This window comes from Ruegeria sp. BG7 (genome assembly GCF_056535685.1).
On record NZ_JBQFIU010000001.1, the window covers coordinates 3,134,801 to 3,151,220 of the forward strand.

General features: G+C 54.9%; 11 protein-coding genes. 7 read left to right on the forward strand and 4 right to left on the reverse strand.

All coding sequences use genetic code 11. The annotated features are described in order from the left end of the window. Positions 1–64 precede the first annotated feature (64 nt). From ACR3EH_RS15530 to ACR3EH_RS15545, 4 genes are all read left to right on the forward strand, one after another. Entirely contained in the window at positions 65–979 is a 915-nt protein-coding gene (locus tag ACR3EH_RS15530; RefSeq protein ID WP_171675755.1) for a sugar phosphate isomerase/epimerase family protein, read from the forward strand. Continuing rightward, positions 960–2,369, forward strand: coding sequence for an aldehyde dehydrogenase family protein (locus ACR3EH_RS15535; protein WP_171188259.1), 1,410 nt, complete (start codon positions 960–962; stop codon positions 2,367–2,369). The genes ACR3EH_RS15530 and ACR3EH_RS15535 overlap by 20 nt, the downstream gene beginning before the upstream one ends. Continuing rightward, on the forward strand, positions 2,369–4,150 hold the full coding sequence (locus ACR3EH_RS15540; RefSeq protein WP_171188257.1) for a thiamine pyrophosphate-binding protein: 1,782 nt from the start codon (positions 2,369–2,371) through the stop codon (positions 4,148–4,150). The genes ACR3EH_RS15535 and ACR3EH_RS15540 overlap by 1 nt, the downstream gene beginning before the upstream one ends. A 728-nt stretch (positions 4,151–4,878) precedes the next feature. Then, positions 4,879–5,601, forward strand: a complete 723-nt coding sequence (locus tag ACR3EH_RS15545; protein WP_171188254.1) for a hypothetical protein — start codon at positions 4,879–4,881, stop codon at positions 5,599–5,601. A 536-nt stretch (positions 5,602–6,137) separates the two neighbouring features. Here ACR3EH_RS15545 and ACR3EH_RS15550 read toward each other — a convergent pair. Further along, positions 6,138–7,268: a site-specific integrase gene (locus ACR3EH_RS15550; RefSeq protein WP_171675757.1), complete on the reverse strand. Its 1,131-nt coding sequence runs from the start codon at positions 7,266–7,268 to the stop codon at positions 6,138–6,140. Positions 7,269–7,650: 382 nt separating this feature from the next. On the opposite strand from ACR3EH_RS15550, the gene ACR3EH_RS15555 reads away from it, so the two are divergent. The 3 genes from ACR3EH_RS15555 to ACR3EH_RS15565 all read left to right on the forward strand — a co-directional run bounded on the left by ACR3EH_RS15555 (position 7,651) and on the right by ACR3EH_RS15565 (position 11,098). Next, complete coding sequence (locus ACR3EH_RS15555) at positions 7,651–8,148, forward strand: hypothetical protein (RefSeq protein ID WP_171188251.1); 498 nt, start codon at positions 7,651–7,653, stop codon at positions 8,146–8,148. A 1-nt stretch (position 8,149) separates the two neighbouring features. Further along, a complete protein-coding gene (locus ACR3EH_RS15560) occupies positions 8,150–8,500 on the forward strand; it encodes a hypothetical protein (protein WP_171188248.1) in 351 nt (116 codons plus the stop codon). Between the two features lie 225 nt (positions 8,501–8,725). After that, entirely contained in the window at positions 8,726–11,098 is a 2,373-nt protein-coding gene (locus ACR3EH_RS15565; RefSeq protein WP_480634837.1) for an autotransporter family protein, read from the forward strand. Positions 11,099–11,476: 378 nt separating this feature from the next. Here the strand turns inward: ACR3EH_RS15565 and ACR3EH_RS15570 are convergent, their stop codons facing one another. From ACR3EH_RS15570 to ACR3EH_RS15580, 3 genes are all read right to left on the reverse strand, one after another. After that, positions 11,477–11,647 carry a hypothetical protein gene (locus ACR3EH_RS15570; protein ID WP_170425586.1) on the reverse strand — a complete coding sequence of 57 codons (171 nt, stop codon included), beginning with the start codon at positions 11,645–11,647 and terminating at the stop codon, positions 11,477–11,479. Positions 11,648–11,729: 82 nt separating this feature from the next. Beyond that, positions 11,730–14,822: an efflux RND transporter permease subunit gene (locus ACR3EH_RS15575; protein ID WP_171676877.1), complete on the reverse strand. Its 3,093-nt coding sequence runs from the start codon at positions 14,820–14,822 to the stop codon at positions 11,730–11,732. Then, complete coding sequence (locus ACR3EH_RS15580) at positions 14,822–15,919, reverse strand: efflux RND transporter periplasmic adaptor subunit (RefSeq protein WP_171185199.1); 1,098 nt, start codon at positions 15,917–15,919, stop codon at positions 14,822–14,824. Before ACR3EH_RS15580 ends, ACR3EH_RS15575 begins: the two co-directional genes overlap by 1 nt. Positions 15,920–16,420 lie beyond the last annotated feature (501 nt).

Below are 16,420 nucleotides of genomic sequence, written 5' to 3' on the forward strand. Positions count from 1 at the left end.
ATATCAGATATTTTTTACTACGTGTGATGAATTTGAGATTCGCAGACACGTGGAGCTGTCGTTCATGGTGAAACCCGAAGAGGCTGGCGCAGGCCCCTCTCTCTATTCCTTGGCGCATCTGACGCTGATTGGCTGTACGCCGCCCGAGTTGGTCTATATCGCCGCGCGGGCAGGCTATGACGCTGTCAGCCCTCGGTTCATTCCGATGCATGTGCCCGGAGAGTTCACTCAATCCCCGATCGACAAGGCGCAGGTGCAGGCCACCAAAGCTGCTCTTTTCACCACTGGTCTAAAGGTTCTGGATATCGAGATTGCGCGTATCACCGAAGATGTTGACCCACGCAGTTTTGAGCCTTCTCTGGAGATCGGCGGGGAACTGGGCGCCAAACGCATGATCATGAGCGCGTGGACCAACACCCGCGATGATCGTGACTTTCTGATCGACGTCTATTCCGAAACCTGCGAACTGGCGGCGCCCTACGGGCTAACAGTGGACTTGGAATTCCCAAGCTTCTCTCGCTTGCGCACTCTGGATGAGGCCCTGGATATTGTCCGCGCCTCTGATCAACCGAATGGCGGTATTCTGGTCGATACGCTTTATCTGCACCTCAGTCGCGTTGATCTCGGAGAGCTTCTGCACGTCCCCTCGGAGTTGTTTCACTTCCTGCATATCTCCGATTGCCTGCCCGGCATCGCCGATACGCGCGAGGGCATGATCCAGTTGGCGCGCGATGCGCGGCTCTATCCCGGCGAAGGTTGGATCGATTTCACCGGCATCATCGAACGGATGCCGCCCGTCGACTATTCCATCGAACTGCCCAACCAAAGCCGCGTTGCCGAGTTGGGATATGAAGAACACGCGCGTCGCTGTCTCAGCCACGCCAAGCGAACATTCGGCGAGGCGCGGTCACAGCGTCGTGTGCCCGATGCTGCAATTCTAAAACACCAAGAGGATCATCATGGGCAAAGAGCTCACTGAAAACGACCGCAACATGGCGGCCGATATGCTGGCACGCGCCCGCGCTGCTATGGCCGAGATCGAGGATTGGGATCAGGACAAGCTGGACCGTCTATCTCAGGCCATTGCGTGGTATGCTGGGAACGAGAAGACCTTCACGCGTCTGGCCCAGCAAGGCGTGGACGAAAGCGGTATCGGAGATCGCGAAGGGCGCCCTGCGAAGCGATTTAAGATTCACATGGTGCTGCGTGATGTTCTGCGCACGCCCTCGACGGGGATCGTCGAAGTCGACGAAGAAAAGGGGCTCGTGAAATACGCCAAACCTGCGGGTGTGATCGCATCCTTGATTCCCATGACCAACCCTGCGATGACGCCACCGGTGACCGGCGTGTCCGCCGCGAACGCCCGGAATGCGGTCATCTTCAGCCCGCACCCGCGAACCGCCCATACCACCTTTGAGATGGTCGAGGTCATGCGCGCAGCCTGCCGTGCCGCCGGTGCCCCCGAAGACCTATTCCAGTCGATCCGCAAACCATCGATCCCGTTAACACAGCACCTCATGGAGATTTGTGACCTGACTCTGGCAACGGGTGGCAAGCCGATGGTCAAAGCGGCCTACAGTTCTGGGCGCCCGGCCTATGGCGTTGGCGCGGGCAATTCGTCCATCGTCATCGATGAAACCGCCGATCTGGACATCGCCGCGCAGAACACTCGCATTTCAAAGACCTCCGACTTTGGGTCGGGCTGCTCGGCCGACGGCAACATCATCATCCAGCGCTCAGTTTACGACGATATGCTCAAGGCGCTTCAAGCCGAGGGCGGCTACCTGTGTTCGGATGAAGAGAAGGCCATGCTCGAAGCGGCCATGTGGGACGAAAAGGGAAACCGTACGTTTCCGACCATCGCCTGTCCGCCGCAGCAAACGGCCAAGGTCGCCGGTTTCAGCATTCCCGAAGATCGCAAGTTTCTGATGGTTGAAAATCAGGGGCAAATTGGCCCGCAGCACAAGTTCTCCAAGGAAAAGCTGACCACATTGATGGCGCTTTATCACTTTGACACGTTCGATGACGCGCTGGAAACGGTCAGCCTGATCTACAACACCGGGGGTAAAGGCCATTCCTGCGGGATTTATAGCCACAATGATGATCACATCGATCGGCTCGCGCGTTTGGCCCCGGTCAGCCGCATGATGGTGCGGCAGCCGCAATCCAAGGCCAACGCGGGTGCCTGGACTAATGGCATGCCTATGACCAGCAGCTTGGGTTGCGGCATCTGGGGCGGCAACATCACCAATGAAAACGTCACCATGAAACATATGATGAACTACACTTGGGTCAGCCGCCCGATCCCTGAGGATCGCCCCTCGGAGCCGGACCTGTTCGGTGAGTTCTACGGACAGGAGGTCGCGTGATGGACGGGGCAAAACTGGAAGGCAAAACCGTCGCTGAACATATCATCGACTTTCTCGAACGTCGTGAGGTCAAACATGTGTTCGGCCTGTGCGGACATACGAATATCGCGGTTCTGGCCGCTTTGGCCGAAAGCCCGATTGATTTCGTCACGGTGCGGCACGAACAGATCGCCAGCCACGCGGCAGACGCTTACGCCCGCGTGACGGGCAAGGCCTCGGTGGTGTTGTCACACCTCTCCCCAGGTTTGACAAACTGTGCCACCGGGGTCGCCAATGCCGCGCTGGACTGTATCCCGATGGTTGTGATCGCAGGCGACATTCCTACGCATTACTACGGCAAACATCCGCATCAGGAGGTGAATCTGCACGCAGACGCGGCCCAGTGGGAGATTTACCGCCCTTTTGTCAAACGTGCCTGGCGGGTGGATCGCGCAGACCTGATGGCCGAAATCTTGGAAAAGGCGTTTCATCTCGCTGAAAGCGGCCAGCCCGGGCCGGTACTGGTCAATGTCCCCATGGACGTCTTTTCGGAGGTGATCCCCTCGGACAGTTTCGACCGTATCCGCGACAACACGCGCGCGTTCAAGAAACCATCGATTGACGACGAGACAGCGCGTGAGATCGTCGAAGTGTTGGCGAAGGCCGAAAACCCGGTTGCCTATGTCGGAGGTGGTATTCTTCTGGCACAGGCCAGCGAGGAGTTGCGAGAATTTGTTGAACATATGGGTCTGCCAGTCGCGCATTCCCTGATGGGTAAAGGCGCGCTGCGAGACGACCATCCGCTTGTGCTGGGAATGACCGGGTTTTGGGGCACCGAGTTGGTCAACCAGTCTTGCCTGAATGCGGATTACATCTTTGCGGTGGGAACCCGGTTCAAAGAGGCCGATTGTTCCAGCTGGTATCCCGGATACACATTCAACATTCCCGGTTCGAAGGTCATTCACATCGACATTGAGCCGCAGGAGATCGGTCGGAACTATCCCACCGAGATCGGCGTCGTTGCTGACGCCAATGCCGCTTTGCGCGTCCTCAACCGGGTCGCCCGCGAGATGTATCCGGACGGTTTCAAACGCCCCGCTCTGGAACAGAAGATCGCCGACTTCCGAACGGATTTCAAAGCGCACAACGTGGAAATGGCGACCTCATCGGCCTTTCCAATGATGCCCGAGCGTATTCTGGCAGACACCCGCAAGGCACTGCCCGAGGATGCCATCATCACCACGGACGTCGGGTGGAACAAGAACGGTGTCGGGCAACAGTTCGATATCCTGACGCCCGGTTCAATACTTACCCCAGGCGGGTTCGCCACGATGGGCTTTGGCCCCCCCGGCGCGATCGGCGCGAAACTGGCAGCGCCAGATCGCGTGGTGATCAGTCTGGTCGGCGATGGTGGCTTCGGTCAAAACCCGTCGATGCTCGCAACGGCCGTCGAACTCGATCTGGGCATCATCTGGCTGGTTATGAACAACAACGCCTTCGGAACAATCGCCGGCCTTCAAAAAGCGCACTACGGATTGACCTATGGAACCACGTTCCCCGGATCAGCCGCCGCGCCCGCAAACGGACCGGGCTATGCCGACATAGCGCGAGCCTACGGCGCGGAAGGGCACAGGCTCAGTGCTGCCGACGAACTGTTGCCCGCACTGGAAGCGGCAATCGCCAGTGGCAAACCAACCGTGCTCGATGTGCCAATGATCAACAACCCAACACCAACGACCGGACATTGGAACATTTTGGACATATACTCGCCGGACAAAGACATATCTCACGTCGCGACTTGACGAAACTGGGCGCGTTCAGGCGCGTCCCGTTTCTTGTGCGAATGCACATCCGTGCTCGAGGAAATACCCGTCTTAGTGTTGCAAAGGTTGCCATGGCAAACCGAAGGTTAGTCGCGGTCTGACATCAATTGGCGTTGGCTGAAAGAAAGACAGAAAGAAAACCTGAGGCGAACCTCTTCATTGAACATGTCTATCCAAATTCAAAAAAGCTTTGTATTTTGGCTGATCCAGCGCACATGCACTGGATCAGTAAGTGTACTGTTATGCCAGTTGGGCAAGGTTGCCTGACCGGAAGGCAAAGGGCCTGGGCGCGATTGACGGAGCACGGTTCAAGCACTGCGACCTAATTGACGACATGCTGGGATCCGAACTCGAGGTTTTCGTGCTGTTAAAAGACAGATGAGAGGTGCTTACTCGTCACCGAACAAAATTCATTCTTTGTTCGATAATAGGTCTTCGAGATTGTCATATGGCGCGGTGTCCCTAAACTGTTTCACGAGTTCAGCGTCGTTTGAACGGTCCCGCTCGCACGTTTTCAGTAGCCGCCATAGGTGAAGAAGAAGAATGATTGTCGCTCCCGCGGCCGCAATATTGAAGGCGATTTCCCACGTTGTCATTTTGATGTTCCCACAATTGATAAGTTGCATTCCCGTAACCGCAGAACCTGCCATGACACTTGACGAAAACCGGAACCTGTGGGTCTGAGCCCAACTTGCCACTGAAAGATCATGTCTCAGGATGACCTGAAAAACCTATTGCACTCTATCAGCCGGCCGACGCCGGAAGAAGAAGCATTTTTCGCCAAACGTCGCTCCCTTGGTCTCGGTGTCGGGCTCGATGAGCATGGGAAAATAGTCTATCCGAAAAAGCTCGTATTCATCGACTTCGAGGCATCCTCGTTTAGCCCTGAAAGCTGGCCGATCGAACTTGGTATTGCGTGGATCGAACAGCAAGACGTCGTTGTCGAAAGCAAGCTCATACAGCCAGATCCTGACTGGTTGCTCGATGATTGGTCAGAGAAAAGCGCTGCCGTACAAAATATTCCTTTCAGCGCCTTGAAGACGGCGGAACCCGCGGAAGATGTAGCACGCTGGTTGAAAGAAATTGTAGGCGATAACGTCCTTGTCAGCGACGCTCCTGAGCTCGACCAACGCTGGCTTGACTGTCTTCTCGCAACGCTCGGTGAACGTGCGAGGCAGATCGATGACTTTGACCGGATCGTCTGGGTCTCGTTTTCTCAGGAAGACGGCGTTGTTGCACCCGGTGCGATCGAGCAAGTCTACGAAACGCGAGCGGAGCGTCCAACAACACATCGAGCAGGCGCAGATGCCGCAAATATGGCCCACGCGTATAGATCCGGGTTACCTCGGCTTTCTTCCCCCGACTTTCTCGAGCCAATGTCCGAAGAGGATCTGCAGCGCTGGGAAGGTGGAGCGGAGGACAATAACTGAGTACGCCGAGGGAAGCATATCCTCACCGCACCAGTTACAGCTCAGTCTGTAGATGCTCCGACCCGTCTTGGCTGGCAAGTCTTATATCCGAGGCTTGGCGGACCGGGCATTGCGAGCGGTGCACTTGCACGGTTTCAAAGCGACAGGCAAAGAAACTGGTTTGGGACCTGGTTTGATAGTTTTTTTGGCAGGCGTTTTCGGAAATAGAAAATACGGCCGCGGCGCATGAGGTAGGGGCCCGCATAATAACGGGGTTTGCGCGACCGCGCGCCGGGTCGATTTCTTGCTGGCGGTGTCACAGCATGTGTCACAGTTTCCGAATGCTGTGACACATTGAATTTTCCGGAGGCTCTGTCGCCCCTTATTTTCCTGGCTTTTCTGGAAAAGGTGGCTGGGGTGGTAGGATTCGAATCTACGATACACGGTACCAAAAACCGGTCCATTGTGCTCATGTAGTTGTTTCTATTGCACAAAAATCAACAGGTGCGGCACAAGTGTCCAATGCGCGTGGACACTATGGACACCAAACTGGACACCTACTTGCCCCGGTTGTTGAGCCAATCGACCGCAGCATCCGCGTGCTGGGGCAGGGCGTGCGTGTATGTGTCCAAGGTCTGTTTGTTGCTAGCATGTCCCATGCGTTCCGAGACGACCGCGACCGGCACCTGATGGGCCAGCATTTCCGACGCCATGCCGTGACGCCTGCTGTAGCTGCCCGTCGTCAGGCCGTGCTTGTCCGCCATCCGTTTGATGACCTGACCCGCCTGTCGGACCGTCCAAAGCTGTGCGGACTGCGACGGAAAGACCAGCCCGTCTTTCGGCCAGATGCCGCCCGAAGCTAGGTGCAGTTCTGCGTGGTGCGCCTTCAGTTTCCGCAGCGATGCGATGGTCCGCTGTGACAGCGCGACCCGGCGAACGGACACATCATTCTTCGGCGTTTCTTTGATCTGGTAATGGTTGGCACTGATGCGTTCCTGCGCCCGCCATATGTCGATGACACCCGCATCCAGATCAACCGCATCCCACATCAGCGCGAGAACTTCACCCGGTCGTGCGCCACTGTCCGCGATGGTTTCGACATAGGTCGCGGCAATGGGTTTCCCGGCTAACCAAAAGTGATCGGCAAGGGTGTAGCTGTCATCCAGCGATGCGACCTTGGCCCGCTTCTTGGTGATCTTTGGGCGCGTGGCATCGATCCACGGTTCACCCGAAATCAGTTTCCACTTTCGCGCCTGACGAAGCGCGGTGCGCAACACGTCATAGAAGTGACGCCGCATGAAATCCGAAACGCCATCGGTCACCATCTGGGCAACCATTGCGTCGATCACCTGCCCGGTCACTTTGTCCAATGGCTTGTCGCCAATGTATTCGAGAACCCGCGCGACCCGCTGTTCATTCGTCCTGGCTGTGGTGACGGACGTGTGCGCCCGCACGTGCAGCAACCACTTGTCGGTGATGAAACCCCGCAGTGTTGTCTTGCGGCCTTCTGTGGCCGTTGGTGCGGCCCGTTCGGTCGCTTCGATGTGGTTGGCTTCGGCCACGGCTGCGCGTTTGCCACCGGACCCGGTGAACATCTTCGACCGTTTGGACCGCTTACCCGTCACCGGGTCGGTGACGGTCCACCGCATGAGCCATTGGCCCGGTTTCTTTTCAGTTGCTGTTGCCATTAGCTTGCATCGACAGCGACACGTGACTGATTGTTCGTTGATTGATTGTGATCTGATGTGACGCACGCACAGTTACGCACACACCATCCATCCCCATCACTATCTTCACGCAATGCAACGATGATGACTGATCACTGATCGATGACGTGACGATGTATATACGTTTGATGGACGGTAGCTGATCGATCTAGGGCGGGGGTCGAGTGAAGCATCGATAGGGAGTTCGTCACCGGCGTGGGTCCAAAACTTTTCGTACTAATTTCAGATTTGACCGGGGTTCACGCAAAAATCTTGCAACAGATAGTAATTTGACGCCACAACAATACCGTTGGAACACACTGATTCAGGATGATTTACGCGCAATTAGACAGGATTTGCACGAATGCCCCGTAAACAGCACAAGACACGCAATGACAGCCTGACCGGCTTACGACAGGCCGCACAGGCCGACGAACCCGCCAGCGTGGCTGTGCCGGATGTGGCCGGATTGGAAGTGTTGAACGATCTGGGCAAGCGTACGTTTGCGAACCTCTATCGATCCGCACCGGACAAATGGACCGAAGCCGATCTGAACATGACCGTTGAACTGGCGTTCGTGACGCAGCAGATGGCCGACAACCGCATCCTGTGCATGATGACACCCGCCATCGTGACGCACGTGAACGGATCGTCAGGACGCAGCCCGATCCACGCACATCAGCAGGAACTAAGCCGACAGATGCAGGCACTGGCCCGCGATCTGGGTTTGCGCACCAAGGATGGTATCGCCTTGGCGGCATCATCGGTCAAAGCACCCGACACAGCCAGCGCCAGCCCCGACACACCCGACAATGTGACCAGCTTCGAAGACTTCCTGAATAACGCGATCAACGGGGGGTAATGTGGTCCACTTACCGTCGGACATCACCGAAAGCGAAATGATCCTAGCCAACGGTGGCAAGCCGCTCGAATGGCCGAACGATCCGTTGCAACGGATCGCCTATGTGCTTTGGCTTCGGTCGAACCTTCAGACCTTCGTTGAACAGGAACGGATGGACCAAGCGTTACTGATTGGATCACACGGCAACCAAGACACCGCCCACAAAGTTCACACGGCTTTGCGCACGCTGGCCAAGATCAACGGCTATCACATCCACCACGGCTGGCCGACCGGGTTGGAAGGCATCATCAAACTGATCAAGACCGACCCGCAAGACTGGCCAGCCACGCCGCAGAAATACGGGTTGATCTGATGACCAAGCGCAAACGTGAGAGACAAGCCAATGCGAAGACATCACCTAAACCACATCAGCGCGGATGGCCGCTCAGAGCGGCGAACCGGTCATCCGACGAAAAGCCTCAGATGACGGCAGTGAGCCCAAAGCAGTCAATCGTTTGACTTTTTTGAGCATTTCACAAAACTCACCGTGTATCACAATTGGGTGTACTCTCGCTTATCAAGTAAGAGGAGAAAGCTGATGGCAACACTGGGCCCGACACTTGCGGCACTATACGCTCAGCGTGCATTTATTATTAAGTTGTCACTGGGAGCCTTGGCTTATGTGTTAGTGGTGGGCGACGCACAGGCCCAAAGCGCACAGGGTTGCGTAGAATTGGGCTCTCCTCGGATAGAATATTCATCCGGATCTGAAAGCACTCGCGTTAATCAAACAATCTCAACGACGGAACGCACGTGTCTGCCGATCCCAAACGGACCCATAACAGGACTTACAATTGGTAACTCCTCTATCACGTCCTCTGGTGAAATTGAGTTGTATGTCCCGGGCCAGAATACCGTTCCAAGCAATGCTTCAGTTTTAACTCTCCTAAACGTTGATGTTGCGGCAGGTAGCGGAGACTTTGTTTCTCGTGAGGCCTTGGCTACGAACATCAACGGGAAGCTTAGAGTGAACCTCATTGGAACTTCGATTGGTTCCGGCAGATCAATGACGTTCGTTCCGTTCAACGGCGCGAATATCGACCCCACTGAAGTTTACTTCCAGTCAGACCGACCGTTAACCTACGACAACCTTACCGTTATAGGGGCTACCGAAGTGGTTTTCGGGGCGTACTATATCCAAACCCGGGTTGCCGAGGCTTCTGATTTCACACTGACGAATAGTTCGATTTCTTCAACCAGTGACATGGCGATAGCGGCAGGCACGACTGTTCGGCTCGATGCAGCAAGCAGTTTGAACTCCGTAAACTTTGAGAATTTTGGCACGCTGGCCGGAACGGGAACCGTGAACGCATTTAACTTCACAGTTAAGAACGGAGGGGTGCTTTCGCCGGGCTTTTCAATTGGTACGCTTAACAATAGTGGCGGTATCGCATTTGAAACTGGGTCAAGGATCTTAAGTGAAGTCGATCCGACGGCAGGTCAGAAAGCCGATTTGGTGTCATCCAGCGGGCCCGTTACAGGGATTAACCGCGCCACTATACAAGTCGAAGCCGCTCGTCCCGGCCTGACTGCGCAGGACTATGCTGCTGGCAACGACTACACGGTTTTTCAAGCCTCGCGTTTCGATGGAAACTCCCCAACTCTTGTTGCCGGAGGATCTCTGCCCGCCCTATCCAGTCTGAGTATCTCAAACACGCCAACCGCGGACGGTAGAATCGACATAGCGTTTTCGACCCTCCCCGTTTCGAGTTTACCACAACATCCATCAGTTGTTGGATCTCCCAATGCAAGCAACCTTGCTGGTGCGGTGGCTAACACCACAAACACGTCACCTGGAACTAATCTGACCAATGGCTCAACCTTGGGTAATACCGTTAACACGCTTACCAATTCAGGTTTGTCTGGATTTAATCGTGTGCACGCAGAGCCCTATTCCTCCAATTTGACCGTTGGGCTTGAGCAACTTGACCTGATAACAAACACTGTGCTGAGCCATGCTGACTGCCGCAAGTATCAAGCGGTTGGCTTCAGCAATGCGGATCAACCCGTTGCAGAAGGCGACATCGACTCGGCCCAGAGCCCGAGCGGCGCAATAGACTGCTCTGATCGGCGCTGGTGGATCGACACGGCCTATGTGAGCGGGGACGTTGATGGAAGCAATGGCCTTGGGACATTCGACTATTCGCTGGGCACGATTTTGGTCGGAGCGGATGTCGCAAGCACCGATAGAGGTGTGGTCGGCGTGTACGCAGGTTTTGGGACATCCTCCATGGATGAACACGATCAAGTCGATCAGGACTTTTCGACCGACAGCTATCATGTGGGCGTCTATGGGCGCACAACAACCGGAACTTGGGAGTTCTCCGGGCTGGTCGGTTACATGTTCGGTGAAAGCGACGCCAAGCGAAATAACCCTTCTGTTGATGGCTTTACGGGAGGCGAGGCAAAGTCTGATTTGGACCAAGAGGGCATCCATGCCGGTATCCAGGCACGGAAGCTGTTTAACCTGAACAGCGGTGCAAGGGTTTCTACGGTTTTTGGATTGAACTACGGGCGTATCCAACAAGGCTCAGGCACAGAGACGGGCGGTGGTGATTTCAATTACTCGATTGAAAAAGCGAACGCAGAATCGCTGGTCGCTTCTATTGGAATTGACTACCAACGCGACTTCTTGACAGAGAATGGTTTGTTAACCCCAATCGCCTTCGCCCGGTATGAATATGACTTCTTTGCCAACAAAGACAGTGAGCACGAAATCACAGTCACAAGTCCATTGTTCGGAACATTTACACAAGTCGGACAGAATCGAGGAGCAAATGGCTTCGCTCTCGGGCTTGGCCTGGGCTACCAGATTTCTGAGCTGGCCAGACTAACGGCAGGATATGGTTATTCAGTTCGATCCAATGGCCAAGAACATGGCCTAGGTGCAAACTTAAGTGTTCGGTTTTGATTTGGCAGTACGGTTGTTTCAAATTTAGGAATCACACACGCCGACCATCGTTGTTGGGCCTTTACAAACGGACCCAGCGGACGTCCGCTTTGTCCGCAAAGTAGACGTTCACGCAAGTTGCAGCGAAAGACTGCATTGAGCCCAAAGCCGACATTCTCCAGAGCGGGCTTTACAGCGAGCCAAGCCATAACGGTTCAGCAGCGGGAGTTTCGCAGCGGCAACATTCTCAGGATTCGCTGGTGAAAGTCGGCCATTAGAACGGGTAGTCCACCTTTTCCTCGGAGCAACAAAAACAAAGCGAATACAATGAGCCTCGTTCTCAGATCAACTGACGTTTCCTGCAACTAGCGACGCGTCTTAAATAATGCCACAACAAGCTCACTTCGGTGTTTCGCCAAAGTAACCTCCAAAAAATGCGATCATTGCCAACAACACACCAACCAGTATCACGATCACAAGCAGTGCACCGCTACCTTTGGCAAAATATCCCAATGAAACTAGACCAACCACGAAGATGCCGACTAGAAAATAGAGTACTGTATTGTCCATCTTTACCCCCAAATGATTCGTCTACACTCAACAAATACATGCTCCACAAAAAACGATCCAAAGACCGCTAAAAAAGGTGACGTCAAACGGCTTTCGGTGACTGTCGAATGCCACTCAGCGTGGCGAACAAGACTGGGACCAGGATCATTGTGAGCATCGTACCCACCGTCAAACCGCCCATGATCGTGACAGCAAGACCCACCCAGAACACGTCCGGCAGCAGCGGTATCACACCCAGAACTGTCGTGGCCGCGGCCAGTACCACGGGGCGAAGCCGTGAGGCCCCTGCATTCAAAACCGCGTCATAGCCCGGCTGACCTTCGGCCAAGTTATCGTTGATCTGGTCGATCAGAACGATTGCGTTTTTGATCATCATGCCCGCCAGGCTCATGCCCCCCAGCAGTGCTACGAACCCAAAAGGTGTATTCGTGAGCAGCAAGCTCGGAACAATGCCTATCAGCACAAACGGCACGGTCAGGAAAATGACCAGCGGTCTGCGGTATGAGTTGAATAGTCCGACGACGATAAGCGCCATGATCGAAAACGCAGGTATCATCCCCGGAATCAAGGACGCTTGCGCAGACACCGTGTCTTCGTATTCTCCGCCCCATTCCATGCTATAGCCCGGCGGCAAGTCAGCCTCCAAAGCGTCAAAACCAGCGAGAACTGCAGCGCGATAGCTGGGCAGAGTGACACTGTCGATCGGATTGGCCTGAACGGTCAAAACACGGCGCCGGTCGCGGCGATTGATCGTGGGGTCCTCGGGTTGGATATTCACACCGCGAACAACCTGCGCCAGTGGAACAGGCTCGACAGAAAACGGTGACTGCAGTTGCAGCAGTTCAAAGTTATCCACGGCAGCCACGTCGTCCGCGCCAGGTCGAACAATGATGGGCAACAACTCGTCACCTTCGCGGTAGAGGCCGACCGAGCGTCCGTCGAATGCACGCTTTGTCGTATTTCCAAGATCTTCGTATGTGATGCCGGTCCATCGTGCCCGATCCTGGTCATAGTCGGGGACTGTTTTCAGGACACGGTTGCGCCAATCGGTGCGTGCTACCTTTGTCCATGGGTGCTGATCCAGTATCGCGACGGCTCTGTCGCCAATTTCGCGTAAAGTCTCAGGATCGGCATCCGCTGGGCCGATGATGCGGTTTTCGAACGCCCAAGTATTGCTGGGCCCCACACCGAATTGACGTGTGAAGGAGGTCGCCTCGGGCATATTGGCTGCAATCCAAAGCGAGATCTCTTTGGTCATCTCTGGAATGTCGCGATAATCCTCAACGTTCACGATGACTTGCGCGTAGGACGGGTTTGTTCCTTCAGGGTCGACCGGCAAGTAGAAACGCGGCGGGCCAGCGCCGATAAAGCTTGCGATACCGGTCACGCGATCATCCATTTCCACCTGCGCTTCGATCCGCGTGATGGCTTCGGAAACCGCTTCGATCCGGGTTCCTTCAGGGGCGTAATAGTCGATCATGTACTTGGTCATCGAAGAGGTCGGGAAGAACAACTGTGTAACGGTCCCAAACCCGATCCCGGCAATAACCAGCGCAGCGACGGCCACTCCGATCGTCAGATAGCGAACCCGGATCGCGGCGGCCAGAAAGCGGCGGTATACGGCGTATAGACCGGTGTCAAAGGTCTCTTTGGCTCCACCCTTTGGGTCCGGCAGCATGGCCACGCACTGTAAAGGCGTGACTGTCATCGATAACAACCAACTGACCAACAACGCAATACCGACCACAGAAAACAGCGTCCGGCAGTATTCTCCCGCGCTCTCAACGGAGGCAAAGATTGGGTAGAACGCCATAACCGCAACAAATGTTGCACCAAGCAGAGACATAGCGGGGCGCGTGGCAGCGTCGATAGCGGCTTTCGCCCGGTCCATTCCCTGTGACATTCGAACCATGGCGCCATCTGCAACCACGATCGAGTTATCGACCATCATACCAAGCGCAATGATCAACGCGCCCAAGGACATGCGCTGAAGATCTATTCCTAGCATCGCGAGCGGGATAAAGGTGGCAAGTATCGTCAGGATCAATCCGCTACCTATTATGATGCCCATGCGAACACCCATCGCCAGGGTCAAAACGACCAGAACAATCGCGACAGCTTGTCCAAGGCTGACTAAGAAGCTGCTGACTGCCAGATTCACGTCGTCAGATTGCCAATGAACCCGTTCTACCTCGATACCTACCGGCAGGCCTGCGATCAGTTCCGTTACTCTGGCGTCTACGGCCTCACCAACGCTGACAACGTTGACACCAGACTGGAAGGATATCGCCAAACCAATAGACGGAAGGCCGTTATAACGCATCATGGTCGTCGGTGGATCAGCATAGCCTTCCTGGACCTCAACGATTTCACCAAGCCTTAGTAACTCTGGTCCACGGCGCTGGCCGCTTTGAGCTTGGTCCAGACCGCTTGGCCGAACAACCAAATCAGCGATGTCTTTCGGGCTGGTGAATGTGCCGCTTGGCGCAATGCGCATGCGATAGTCGCCGATATTTACGCGGCCTGCATCCACAATCGCGTTTTGGGTTTGCAAGGTATTGAGGATGGTCTGAGCCGAAACACCCAATGCTGCCAAGGCTTCTTCCCGTGTCTCCAAATAGATGACCCTATCGCGATCCCCCCAAAGATCGACTCGGCCAACGCCGTCGATCAACGAAAGCTCTCGTTTGAAGTCTTCGGCAAAATCGTCAAGCTCGCGGGCGGAGAAGCCATCAGACGTCATCGCCAGAAGTAGACCGAAAACATCACCGAAATCATCATTGATCGCAGGACGACCAGCGCCTGGTGGAAGGTCTGTTTCAACGTCTCTGACTTTGCGACGCAACGTGTCCCAGATCTGCGGTAGTTGATCCGACCAATAGTTCGGGCGGATCTCGACTTTGATTGTCGACACACCCGCCCTGCTTTCGCTCGAGATGTAGTCAATCTCTTTGATCTCTTGGAGTTTTAGTTCGATCCGTTCGGTAACCTCCTGCTCAACTTCGGCTGGGCTGGCACCAGGATAGAGGGTGGTCACAACAGCCGTCTTGATTGTAAATTCGGGGTCTTCCAACTGCCCAAGGCTAAAGAACGCTGAAATGCCGCCCAACGTGAGCATGACGACCGTGAACCAAACAAATTTGGCGTTTCGGATAGAAAAAGCCGCCAAACCCATTAGTCCGTGTCCTCAGAAAGCAGCGAAACTTTCTGACCTTCTCGCAGAGAGTTTGCCCCGGCAGTGACAACCACGTCACCAAATTCCAGCCCCTCGCTAACGGCCACCCCTTGCGACCGTGGAGTGCCAAGCGAAACCTTCCTTGCCGTTACGGTTTCTGAGCCGGTATCAAACACCCAGACATGCGGATCGGTTTCCCCTTCAGGCACGAAAACCGCGCTGGCAGGAACCATGATCGCATCGAATGGTTCGTGCCCTTCCTTTGGTTTTCCGCGAACGCGCCCCGCCATACCCGGAAGAACAATTGCGTCTTCGGGTTGCTCCATTATCAATGTGACAGGGAATGTTCGCGTCGTCGCCGAAGCCTCTGATCCAATCTCACTAATTTCTGCGGGTAGAACAACGTCCCCCAAAGCGTCAAAAGTGACGGTTATGTCTTCAATGTGCGGGATCAGGGCAATGTATCGTTCGGGGATATCGATCACCACTTCGATGTGCTCGGCATCCAGAATGCGCAGCACTGGGGTTTGTGCTGCGACTTCTTCAAAATCTTCAATGTATTTGGCGACAACACGACCATCGAACGGTGCGGCCAAGCTTGTATAGGTTAAATCCAGAGTGGCTCTGTCTAGTGCGCCTTGGACGGAATTGATTGCCGCCTGAGCTGACGTTTCGCCTGCAACAAACCTGTCTAGTGTCGCCTGAGCGGCAACGTCTTTTTCAACCAACGATCGCTGCCGATCTGTTTGCAACTTGGCGTTTTCGAACGTCGCCTGTGCGCTCTCAAGTTCAGCAGTAAGCCGATCGACTTCGGCCTGGTACGGGGCTGGGTCCAGGGCCGCGATGACAGCACCTTTCGTCACAAGGTCGCCAACTTGAACGTCGACACCGACAACACTGCCCGGCACGCGAAACGCCAACGACACTTCGCGTGCGGCTCTCGCCGTACCGACAAAATATCGGTCATGCAAACTGGATAGGTCAGAAATCTCGGTGCCTCTGACAGGTCGTATTAGTGATTGGGTCGCTTCTTCTTCTTTCTCCCAGCAACCGGCAAGCAACACGAAGGCTAAAAGCCAAACCGATAATCTCTTCATATCCCCCTCCAGTGCCGCACGCGTTCCCATCTTCGTTTCTTTGAAGGTGCCCTAACTTGCGGATTTTGCGCCTAAAGCTGCTACAATTGTACGCGCTTACCAATCAAAGTCAAAAATCAGAATTTGTTTAGGGGTGGTGGAGAGAAACACGAGTAACTCTTGACAAACTGACAAGACAACTTCGCAGTACGACGTCGCCTCGATGCTGCTGTTTGTCCTATCGGCAGCACAGAAGGCTGGTTTTCGAGGTAGTGTAGCTGCAAGCGTGCAGAGGTTACACCGCGATTGAGCAAAGCCACGGCCGTCGTCCCGGCTAACGTGTGGAGCGGAAATGTCCGCTTTTGACGAACCGCTGTCATGCCTACTTTTGAGCCAATGGTGGCATTGTCCCGCAAAGCAGACTTTGGCGCTTCATAAGGTTGGGTCTGATAAGCAATCCTAAGCGGACATCCGACAAGAATGCTTAGATTAACGCTTCGAGCCCTCTGCTCCCAATTTTCG